This is a genomic window from Maritimibacter harenae (assembly GCF_009882975.1).
Lineage (GTDB): Bacteria > Pseudomonadota > Alphaproteobacteria > Rhodobacterales > Rhodobacteraceae > Maritimibacter > Maritimibacter harenae.
Map to the genome: position 1 here is coordinate 477,794 of NZ_WTUX01000010.1, position 8,623 is coordinate 486,416.

An 8,623-nucleotide genomic window follows, 5' to 3' on the forward strand; every position below is an offset into this window, starting at 1 on the left:
CGTTGTCCTCCGTTCAGCGGCCGTAAGGCGTTGCATAGATCAGGTATTCGCGGCCGCCGATCTCGGCGGTGCGCAGGGCGGCGTCCTCGATAAACTGGATGTCGCTGACGATCTGGTCGTATTCGTCGTTGACGGCGTGAAGTAGCAGGTCCTCGTCACGCGGCCCCTCGACCTGGATCGCGTCGAGGTGCATCGGCATCCCTTCAACCTCGATCTCGGCGAGCAGCCGGGTCTTGGGGTCCTCGCAACCAACCTCTTTCCATTCGGGCTTGATGTTCATGTCGCTGTCCTTTCGTGCTGCGGGCTCTGCGCCATTGGTGTGATGTTGTGTTGCCATATTGGCATGACTCGGTCAATGCCAAATCCGGCTTAGGCAAGCGCCTTTTCGCCATGCCATTCACGCAGGGCGATCCCGGCTTGGATACCGGCCATGCCCTCAACGCGGCGCGGGCGCCAGGCGCGCGGATCGACGCCGTGCGCCTGGTGGTCGGCCCAGGATCGAGGAACGTCGCCGTCCAGATAGCCCTTGAGCATCGCGATAGCTTCCTCCGGGGGCACCTTCTCGGGGTAGCGGGGCGAAACCCACCGCTTGACCGTGCGCGGCCCCGTGTTGAGCAGGTAGGCGCACGCGAAGTCGCTAAGGTCCGCCTTGGCCTTCAGGAAGCGGAAAAGGCCCTTCAGATCAGTCTCACCCATGCGTCGCGCCGTCCCGGTCCAGATATTCCATGTGCTCTTGCAGGGCGTCAGCAATGCGCGTCAGACGTCCCGCCGCGCCGGAGTCGATCTCATGCCCTCGGATGAGGCCGATCAGCGCCTCCGCGTCCTCCGACGAAAGATACTGGATATTCAGCCACGGGTCATTGAGATACTTTTCGATGGGCGTGCCTTCGCCCGGCTCGGTGAAGCGGTCCAGAATGCCCACCTGACTCGGCTCGTCGAAGTCCATGTCGTCGGCGCACGTGTTGGCGATCTCGTCGCGCACCCGGTCATAGGTCAGCTTCTCGGTTGCCGCCTCGGGCGTCTCGGCCTCGACGTCGATCGTGAAATAGCAGCGAATGTTTGCGGCGATGGTGAATTTCGTTTTCATGTGTCAGTCCTCCTCGTTGATTTCTGCGTCGAAGTGCATGAGCGCCGTTGCGATAAGCTGCGTGTGATCGAGGCCCTCCGCGTGCGCGACGTGGAAAAGCTGCGCCAGCGTGTCGCTGATTGCGGTCTGGGGGCCGTCTGCATCGTGCGCCGGGTCAACCCCGGTCATGGCGTGCATGAGGTCCAGGATCACCCGCCCCTCGGCCACGCGGTCGGCGTTGGTGCGTTCGCCGGAATTCAGGGCGTGGTCGATGCCCTCGCGCCCGACGCGCTGCGCGATTGCGACTCGTTTTGCTTTGCTGGTCATGTCGTTGTCCTCCCTTAGCCGCGCGGCCCGACGTTGCGCGACGCGAGCGTTGCGCGATCAACGGCGATCACCTGAAAGCCCTTCCACTTCCCGGCCTCGTATTCGTCGGACAGGGCTTGCCAGATGGCGTCCGGGTCGCGGTCGAAATGCGCGCGATGCAGGCCGAAGGAGTCGGCGATCTCATCCAGCGCCTCGCCCCACGTCTGGTGAAGCGAAAACGACTCCTCCCAATCGTAATTGAACGTGCAGATGAAGAATTCGTTGGCGTCATGCGGCTCGATCTTCGCGGCGATCTCGTTGAGGGTCGCAGCCACGGCGCGCAGCGTCGCGGCGTCGCTCGGCATTGCGACCCAGCCCTTCGACTCCTCGCCGGTGTTCGCGAGGCGCGACGCGAAGTAGGTCGTGCTCTCTTTTTCCTCGATCACGAGCGCGTCGGTGCGGAACGGGACGTTGCCGTTGCGGGATTTGCGGGTTTCGGTGAATTCGATGGTGCGGTTCATGTGATGATCCTTTCGTTTCTGGAATTCAGGGGAGGGTGATGGGGCCTGCGGCGACGAATGATTGCCCGTTGCCATTGCCGCGCGCGGCGGCGTCCCAATAGCACCACGTCGAGTCCTCCGCCTGGCATGGCGTCACGGCGGCGATCAGCATGGCGGCGATGAGGGTGGCGGCGGCGAGGGACACGCCCAGGCCGACAACCAGGAGGGCGTTGGGGTAGCGGTTCATTGGCTCACCCCCTCGAACATGTCCGGGTCCCTCGCAACGATCCTCGCGAAGACTTCCGGGAATTCCGCCTTGATCGTTGCGGCCTCGTCCGGGTCGTCGGTCGCGACGTTGTAGAGCTTTTCGACCAGCGCGGCGTTGATCGAGGCTTGCAGCTTGTCGAAGTCCATGCCCATTTCGAGCGCGTGAAAGCCCGTCTCGCCTTCGATCACGTCATACATGAGGCTATCCTCGTCAGCGTTGCACAGCTCAAGGCAGGCGATGAGTAGCGTGCCAAGCTCGTTGTGGTCCCAGTCGGCCAGCGGCTTCGCCAGCCACGCGCCCAGATCGGCGGAATAGAAGGGCGCGAACCCGGAGCACGGCGTAAACCGATCGGCGATGACGCGGGCGAGCGTCGCGTGGTCATCCGCCTTCGACATGGCGAACAGGCGCTTGCAGAACGCCGCGCTGGCATTCACGAAAAGCCGGTCGGTCTCGAAATTGTATTCGCGGGGGCTTTCCATCGCGGCCCACGTGAAGCCGCAAGAGTCGGCGCGGTAGCGTTCCCGGCGCTGCCCTCCGCCGGTAAAGTATACCGTGCGCCACGCGGGGCGCGTCTCGCCAAGCGCCTCGCCAGCCCATGCGTCGAAGCTCTCAAGGTAGACGTTGGCGACGTGAAGGTAGGCGGCGGAGTAGTCCATCGCGTCGAAGATTTTCTCGGCCATTTCAACGTCGTTGAGCATGAGCGCGGCGGGCAGGTCGTCGTTGACGTCCTCGGCGCGTGCTTCCGACTCGTATTCTTCCGCGCTATCGACGATGTCGGAAAGCCACGTGTGATAGGAGGCCGGGGAATGGAATGTTGATCTCGGGCATTGTGTGTTCCTTTCGTGTTGCGGGCACTTGCCCTTGTATAATGCCACTATGGCATGATTCGTGCCGTGCGGTCAATACATGTCGATTTCAGCGCCAAGGTTTGCGGCCAGCGCCTCGGCGTATAGCTCGGCGGCTTTGAGCGTCTGAAAATCGCCCTCGAATTCATCCCACGAGTCGAAGGTCTCGCCGTGCACGTTGGGGGTCTCCCAATCACGCCGGACCCAGACATTCCAGCCGTGGCAGTCGTCGGAGTCGTAATCCTCGTGCTCGATTGCCAGGCCGCTCGGATCGGGGTTTCCATCGTCGTCCAGGCGGATGAACCCGTGAAGCATGACGGTCAGCGTGACGCCGGCTCCTGGGCCTCGATTTGCCGCGAAAATGCCCGTTGCCATGTTGTATTCGAGCACGGCGTCGCCGTCTTCGCCCTCGAATACTTCAACGTATGGCTCGCCGTTTTTGACTTGCTCGAGTCCGATCTGGGCGGCCTCCTCGGGGCTTTCCGCAAGCGTTGACGTGCTGAAAACGATGTAGAATTTGCGTTGCGTCATGGTCGTTGTTCCTTTCGTGCGTTGGGTTAGGCGGCGGCTTTGGCGCGCCATTCGTCGTCGTGCTTCGCGGCGTTGAGCGCTTCCTCGATTGCGTGGGCGTGGGCGCTCTCGAACGGGAATGAATGCTGCGTGCCCTCGGGATAGAAGCCCCAGCAAGAGTCGACGTCGTGGCAGTATTCCAGCGCGTCAAGCTCATCCGGGGAAAGGTCGGCAAGCGTCGCGGCGTCGTTGGCCTCAAGCGCAAGCTCGATCTCCGCCGGGTCGATCCGCTCGACCACATAGCCGACCACGCCGCCCCAGCACCACGCGCCGAACGTGTCGGTCTCGCGTTCCAGATGGGCGGCAATGTCCGCGTCACTGTCGCACACGTGGGCTTTCAGATAGCGGGCGGTTGCGTCGCGGTCGCGCTTGCCCTCGAAGCCCCAAGCGCGCACGGCGTCCGGGTGAGCCACGAAAAGCAGGTCAACGTGATCCCCTTGGCAGTATCCGCGCGACTGCGTTGCGAGCGCGGGAACGCCAGCCAGCATCCAAAGCGCCGCGCACGTTTCCATTTCGCCCCGGTTCATCGAAGCCGCGCGGAAGTCGCAAATCTCGGTCAGGTGGTCACGGCGCGCCTCGGCGCGGGTCATGCCGTAGTCTTCCGCGATCTCGCGAATGTGCGCCTCGAACCCGTCGAAGTCGTCCCAGATTTTGACGCCAAGGAAGCCCATGACCGCGCCGCCCAGAATGTCCACGATGGCGCGGCGGTTGCGCGTTATGAAGTCGTCGGACATGTAGGCGATCGGTTCCAGAATGTCGCACCCCTGCGACCAATCCGCGTTGCCGCCCCGGCCGGACGTCCAGACGCACGGGGTCATTCCGTCCCATGCTTCCCACGGGGACTCGCGGTCGTTGTCGTGGTGGAATTGAATCCGGTAGGCGTCCCCGGTTTTGGTTCCGATGAAAAGCCGGGTTTCGCTGTCAATCACGGTGCTGAACATGTCGTGTTCCTTTAGGGTTGCGGGCGCTGCGCCCTCAGTGTGTTTCGGTGTTGCCATATTGGCATGATTCGGCCAATACCTATAGAACGTGTGCCCGCCGACATTCGCCACCTTGCGCAGCGCGTGAACCCATCCGGGGCGCGCCTTTTCGAGATTCACGAAATGATCCGGGCGCGGTGCTGGCAATGTCCCGTTGGGATCGTCCAGAATGGCGCGTGCGAGCGTCTCCGCGTGCTGCCAGGCGGTCGGCTCCTGGATTTTGGGGTAGGACCGCCCAGGCCCCGCCCAGGCGAATTGATGGCGTTGGAAAACCACGTCGCAAACCGTATCCGGCCAGCGCGGACTCTCGACGCGCTCGATTACCGTAGCGGCGACCATGACTCGGGCGTCGATCGGCTCGCCCCTCGCCTCGTGATAGATCGTAAGGGCAAGGCACATTGCGGCTGTCATGCTCATTTTTCGTTGCCCCTGTAGGTCTGGATTTTGCCCCCTAGCGCCCGCACGGCGCGCAGTCCGCGCGCAGCTTTGGCGCGTTCAATTTCAAAACTCGCCTGATCGGGCGCGCCGCCAATAGCTAGACGGGGCGCGGGCTTTTCGCCGGCAACAGCGCGCACCAACAGGCGCGCTCCGTTGGGCAGGTGGTGCTTGATATGGATACCCATTTTTTGCGCCTCATTCGCCAAGGTAGAATTCGTTGAGATAGACACGCAAAGCCTCATCTTGAGCGGCGGTCATCGGGTAAGTGGTCCAAGGCTGGAACCAATCTTGAACCTGAAGCTCATACGATTCCGCCTCGCCAAACCGGCCGATCTGACCGACGATCTGCACCGCAGGCCCGCCCCATGCGAGCAGGATGCGGAATTCTTCGGCCTCGAATTCTTCAACCGATCCGCCCCACCTGGACCGAAATTCGATTGACAGGGGGTCGCACATGATTTCCTCGCGGGCCTCGTCCTGCGCCTCATCGGTGGCGTTGGCGTCCATGAGCGGCGCGACCATGTCGCAGATCGAGTCGATTTCGGAGTCGAAGACTTCACGAAGGCGGGTTTCGTTGTCGGTTTTCATGTCAGAATTCCTTTCCGGTCATGCGTGCCGATTTGGCACAGATGGGGTTACAGAAGGGCGGCGCGGTCGATCACTGCGAGACGCTCATAAGAGTCGCCGCAAATGTCACCATCCTTGCAAAGCGAGTCCGTCCAAGCGTTGAAAGCCTCGGACAACGCGGGGCGGTCGTTGCCGAATTCGATTCCGCATTCCTCGCACATGTCCCAGAAGGCGCGGGAAAGCATTTCTGCGGCCTCGTCCTCGTCCTCCCACGTCTCGCCGAAAATGCGGTATGCGGTGAATTCCTCGACGTCATCCCCGTCCCAATATTCGCCGATCTCGTTGAGATAGCCATAATGCACATAGGTGCTGATGTGCTTGGCGTAGAGCGGAGTCGCGGCCTCAAGGTCGCACGTCTCGTCGGTCAGCTTGTGGATGAGCATTTGCATTTTATTTCCTTTCCAGTTTGGGGCGCTGCGCCCTAGGTGTGATGCTGTGTTGCCAGAGTGGCACGATTCGCGCAAGCGGTAATTCGGGCTTTTTCAATCTCGAATGTCGAAAATATCGAGCACGCGCGCACGGCGTCCAGGAGCGGCCTTAGAGCCGCCTGGTTCTAGGTCAGGTGTCAACCAGGCGGAGCTCTATCGAGGTCGCCTGGCACCCCTCACAAGCGCTTGTGCGCGCCTTAGATTTTCCCCGGATCGAAACCGGACTCCCGCGCCATTGTCCAAGCGCGATTCCACATATCCGCCTCGGGGCTTACATCGCCCGCGCCAATGGCGGGCAGGTCAACCGGACGGCCAAGCGCGGTTTCCCACGCCCCGGCCATGATCTCGTTTGCATCCGCAAAATCTTGCGTTGCGCAACCGATGGAGTCCGCGCTGGCGTTGCGCGCGTTGATCTCGGCCAGCTCATCCGCTGAAAATGCCTCGCGAACCGCGTTGCAAAATGCTTGCGCAATGAGCCATTCCGCCCCGCCCATCTCGGCGTTGACGTGGTCGCGGGCAAGCCGGAGTCGGTCATGCCATTCCAAGCGCCCCCAATCGGAGTCGTCGTGCAATTCCGAATAGACCATGCCCGCCCAATCGCCGGTTATGTTCGGACCGAAAAAGGTTTGCACCACGCGCGCGGCATCATTCAGCGTTGGCATTGCGGCGGCGGAAACCGCCAAAGCGTCAATGATTTTCATGTTCGAGTCCTTTCAGGTCAAAGCGGTTGGAACGGCGCGCGCGGGTCAATCGCGCCCGGTTTGAAGAATTCACGCAGGTCGGTTTGCCCGTTTTCCAATGCGGCCGAAGCCACGGTTTCGCCCTCGGAGTCGATTTCGTGAAAGCCCAGCATGGGCGGCACGCCGTCCGGGTCAACGAATTGCGCGGGCGCGCCCGATCCGTCCTCGTCGGTCAGCCAGAATTCGCCCGTGCGCCCGTTGAATTCGCCCGTTGCGACGAGCGCCGTGCAACCGCCCCCGGAATGGTAAAGCGACCATTCGCCAGCGACGCGCGCGCCCTCGCCGATCTCGCCGCGCGCGTTGGCGTTGAGCCATGCCACAACGGACTCGGTTTCGCGGATCATGTGGCCCATGAATTCGGAAAACCGCGCGGCATGTTCGCGCGCCTTGCGCCCGGACTCGGTTTCTGCGCCGCCGACGTTGTGGCGCGCGTGGGCATTCCAAAGCCATTCTGCGGCGCCGTAGAGCGTCACCGACTCGGCATGTTGATTTCCCACGGTGACAGAAAAGCGGGTTTCGCTGATCTCGTCCAAAAAGGACTCGTCGCAGAAAACCCATAGCGCGCGCGGCGCGGTATCGGGCGTGCCCATCATTTCACGCGCATGACGCGGGAACGACTCCCAATCGGTAACGCGGTTTCCGGTTTCCATCCATTCTTGAAATTCCATGTTCGAGTCCTCTCTATATCGAGTTTCGGTTCAGGTTTAAGGCTTGATTGCCCTAGTGACGCGCGCCGCGCGGGCGCGCGCTGCTAGATCAACCTGCGCGGCGATTCCGGCGCTTGTGCGCGATTTTCTTTTCGCGTTTGGCGGCAACGTGGGCTTTTTCAATTTCCCGCTGCGCCCAGTTTTCGGCAGTGATTGCGCTAAAGTCAGCCATGAGATTTTTCCTTTCCAGTGTCGGGCGCTGCGCCCCTTGTGTGCCCCCATTGTTAGGGCGAGTAGTGTCATATGGCAATGCCAAAACGGCAAAGACAATGCCGCGCCGATACGCGCCATACAGGACAGGACAGGGCAGGGCAGGGTATATCGCACGCGCCATGCCTTGCCCTAGCGTGGCTTGTGGCGCGCCTGTAGCGGCGCAGGGCGGGCAGGGCAGGGCGGCGCAGCTCGTGGCGCAGCTCGTGGCAGGACAGGGCAGGCATGGCGGCGCAGCTCGTGGCGGAATGCCACGCCATGCGCCAATGCCACGCCATGCCTGCCCATGCCGATCTCGTGCAAGCCCCTATCTGTGTCCAGAGACGAATCGTGTGGCCTGTATGCCACGTGTGCCAGAGACATCCGCCTGGATATGTAAACCCCTATTGTGCAAGAGGTGACGAAACATGTTGCCTATTAGGCACAGCGCGAAGGCGCAGATCGTCCTGGCGGTCAAGCTTTTTCGGGTCCTTTCCTTCAATTACACTGACGCGGGGGTCGCGGCCCGCTGATTGCGGCTAGATGCGAGGGCTTTTCCGAGCCTAACAGTGGCTTCAAGCGTAGAGCGGCGGATTAAGCGGCGCGATAGATGCATGTGTTGCTAAATGGGGTCCCGCGCCGCGAGTTAGTTCGCATGTAGTTGGCCCGGGCATCGAGGTAAAAGGATTTGTTTCGGGTGCAAATGCCCTCCACGGCAAAACTTGAGCCGCTGCGGGGTTTCCCTTGATCGTCGATTGCATTCGGGTCCAAATTGATCTGATCCCCGCAAACTGGACCGTTTCAAGGTAGAGTTTTCCGCTACGATTTCCCGGCTGGGAGAGGAGTGGAATCACATGAAGGCATCGAAGTTTTCGGACGCGCGGAAGGCATTCATCATCAAGCAGGGCGAGGAAGGCACGCCGGTGGCTGAGATCTGTCGCAAAGCCGGGATCAGCCAG

16 protein-coding genes are annotated in these 8,623 nt (G+C 61.7%); 1 reads left to right on the forward strand and 15 read right to left on the reverse strand.

Features of this window, described 5'->3' with window-relative positions:
• Positions 1-13: 13 nt before the first annotated feature.
• The 15 genes from GQE99_RS06570 to GQE99_RS21715 all read right to left on the reverse strand — a co-directional run bounded on the left by GQE99_RS06570 (position 14) and on the right by GQE99_RS21715 (position 7,647).
• Entirely contained in the window at positions 14-280 is a 267-nt protein-coding gene (locus GQE99_RS06570; RefSeq protein ID WP_161350784.1) for a hypothetical protein, read from the reverse strand.
• Between the two features lie 89 nt (positions 281-369).
• Entirely contained in the window at positions 370-696 is a 327-nt protein-coding gene (locus GQE99_RS06575) for a hypothetical protein (RefSeq protein WP_161350785.1), read from the reverse strand.
• Positions 689-1,087 (reverse strand): hypothetical protein, encoded by a 399-nt coding sequence (locus tag GQE99_RS06580; RefSeq protein WP_161350786.1) that lies wholly within the window; start codon positions 1,085-1,087, stop codon positions 689-691. Before GQE99_RS06580 ends, GQE99_RS06575 begins: the two co-directional genes overlap by 8 nt.
• A 3-nt stretch (positions 1,088-1,090) precedes the next feature.
• Positions 1,091-1,393, reverse strand: a complete 303-nt coding sequence (locus GQE99_RS06585) for a hypothetical protein (RefSeq protein WP_161350787.1) — start codon at positions 1,391-1,393, stop codon at positions 1,091-1,093.
• 14 nt (positions 1,394-1,407) lie between these two features.
• Positions 1,408-1,893 carry a hypothetical protein gene (locus GQE99_RS06590; RefSeq protein ID WP_161350788.1) on the reverse strand — a complete coding sequence of 162 codons (486 nt, stop codon included), beginning with the start codon at positions 1,891-1,893 and terminating at the stop codon, positions 1,408-1,410.
• Positions 1,894-1,918: 25 nt separating this feature from the next.
• Positions 1,919-2,119: a hypothetical protein gene (locus tag GQE99_RS06595; RefSeq protein WP_161350789.1), complete on the reverse strand. Its 201-nt coding sequence runs from the start codon at positions 2,117-2,119 to the stop codon at positions 1,919-1,921.
• Positions 2,116-3,015 carry a hypothetical protein gene (locus tag GQE99_RS06600; RefSeq protein ID WP_161350790.1) on the reverse strand — a complete coding sequence of 300 codons (900 nt, stop codon included), beginning with the start codon at positions 3,013-3,015 and terminating at the stop codon, positions 2,116-2,118. The genes GQE99_RS06595 and GQE99_RS06600 overlap by 4 nt, the downstream gene beginning before the upstream one ends.
• 24 nt (positions 3,016-3,039) lie before the next feature.
• Positions 3,040-3,516, reverse strand: coding sequence for a hypothetical protein (locus tag GQE99_RS06605; protein WP_161350791.1), 477 nt, complete (start codon positions 3,514-3,516; stop codon positions 3,040-3,042).
• Positions 3,517-3,542: 26 nt separating this feature from the next.
• Positions 3,543-4,952 carry a cell wall hydrolase gene (locus GQE99_RS06610; protein ID WP_161350792.1) on the reverse strand — a complete coding sequence of 470 codons (1,410 nt, stop codon included), beginning with the start codon at positions 4,950-4,952 and terminating at the stop codon, positions 3,543-3,545.
• Positions 4,949-5,158, reverse strand: a complete 210-nt coding sequence (locus GQE99_RS06615) for a hypothetical protein (protein ID WP_161350793.1) — start codon at positions 5,156-5,158, stop codon at positions 4,949-4,951. Before GQE99_RS06615 ends, GQE99_RS06610 begins: the two co-directional genes overlap by 4 nt.
• 10 nt (positions 5,159-5,168) lie before the next feature.
• Positions 5,169-5,561 carry a hypothetical protein gene (locus tag GQE99_RS06620; RefSeq protein ID WP_161350794.1) on the reverse strand — a complete coding sequence of 131 codons (393 nt, stop codon included), beginning with the start codon at positions 5,559-5,561 and terminating at the stop codon, positions 5,169-5,171.
• Positions 5,562-5,608: 47 nt separating this feature from the next.
• On the reverse strand, positions 5,609-5,989 hold the full coding sequence (locus tag GQE99_RS06625) for a hypothetical protein (RefSeq protein ID WP_161350795.1): 381 nt from the start codon (positions 5,987-5,989) through the stop codon (positions 5,609-5,611).
• 236 nt (positions 5,990-6,225) lie between these two features.
• The gene (locus GQE99_RS06630) at positions 6,226-6,729 is read right to left on the reverse strand and encodes a hypothetical protein (protein ID WP_161350796.1); all 504 of its coding nucleotides are present in this window, start codon (positions 6,727-6,729) and stop codon (positions 6,226-6,228) included.
• 17 nt (positions 6,730-6,746) lie between these two features.
• Complete coding sequence (locus GQE99_RS06635; RefSeq protein ID WP_161350797.1) at positions 6,747-7,436, reverse strand: hypothetical protein; 690 nt, start codon at positions 7,434-7,436, stop codon at positions 6,747-6,749.
• Positions 7,437-7,524: 88 nt separating this feature from the next.
• The gene (locus GQE99_RS21715) at positions 7,525-7,647 is read right to left on the reverse strand and encodes a hypothetical protein (protein WP_268892724.1); all 123 of its coding nucleotides are present in this window, start codon (positions 7,645-7,647) and stop codon (positions 7,525-7,527) included.
• 871 nt (positions 7,648-8,518) lie between these two features.
• Here GQE99_RS21715 and GQE99_RS21505 point away from each other — a divergent pair.
• Positions 8,519-8,623 (forward strand): transposase (locus GQE99_RS21505; RefSeq protein ID WP_235917151.1); only part of this gene is annotated, 105 nt, incomplete at its 3' end.

Bases quoted from the DNA above. Each gene is read 5' to 3' on its own strand.
- GQE99_RS06570 (WP_161350784.1), bottom strand. From the start codon at position 280: ATGAACATCAAGCCCGAATGGAAAGAGGTTGGTTGCGAGGACCCCAAG.
- GQE99_RS06575 (WP_161350785.1), bottom strand. From the start codon at position 696: ATGGGTGAGACTGATCTGAAGGGCCTTTTCCGCTTCCTGAAGGCCAAG.
- GQE99_RS06580 (WP_161350786.1), bottom strand. From the start codon at position 1,087: ATGAAAACGAAATTCACCATCGCCGCAAACATTCGCTGCTATTTCACG.
- GQE99_RS06585 (WP_161350787.1), bottom strand. From the start codon at position 1,393: ATGACCAGCAAAGCAAAACGAGTCGCAATCGCGCAGCGCGTCGGGCGC.
- GQE99_RS06590 (WP_161350788.1), bottom strand. From the start codon at position 1,893: ATGAACCGCACCATCGAATTCACCGAAACCCGCAAATCCCGCAACGGC.
- GQE99_RS06595 (WP_161350789.1), bottom strand. From the start codon at position 2,119: ATGAACCGCTACCCCAACGCCCTCCTGGTTGTCGGCCTGGGCGTGTCC.
- GQE99_RS06605 (WP_161350791.1), bottom strand. From the start codon at position 3,516: ATGACGCAACGCAAATTCTACATCGTTTTCAGCACGTCAACGCTTGCG.
- GQE99_RS06610 (WP_161350792.1), bottom strand. From the start codon at position 4,952: ATGAGCATGACAGCCGCAATGTGCCTTGCCCTTACGATCTATCACGAG.
- GQE99_RS06615 (WP_161350793.1), bottom strand. From the start codon at position 5,158: ATGGGTATCCATATCAAGCACCACCTGCCCAACGGAGCGCGCCTGTTG.
- GQE99_RS06620 (WP_161350794.1), bottom strand. From the start codon at position 5,561: ATGAAAACCGACAACGAAACCCGCCTTCGTGAAGTCTTCGACTCCGAA.
- GQE99_RS06625 (WP_161350795.1), bottom strand. From the start codon at position 5,989: ATGCAAATGCTCATCCACAAGCTGACCGACGAGACGTGCGACCTTGAG.
- GQE99_RS06630 (WP_161350796.1), bottom strand. From the start codon at position 6,729: ATGAAAATCATTGACGCTTTGGCGGTTTCCGCCGCCGCAATGCCAACG.
- GQE99_RS06635 (WP_161350797.1), bottom strand. From the start codon at position 7,436: ATGGAATTTCAAGAATGGATGGAAACCGGAAACCGCGTTACCGATTGG.
- GQE99_RS21715 (WP_268892724.1), bottom strand. From the start codon at position 7,647: ATGGCTGACTTTAGCGCAATCACTGCCGAAAACTGGGCGCAGCGGGAA.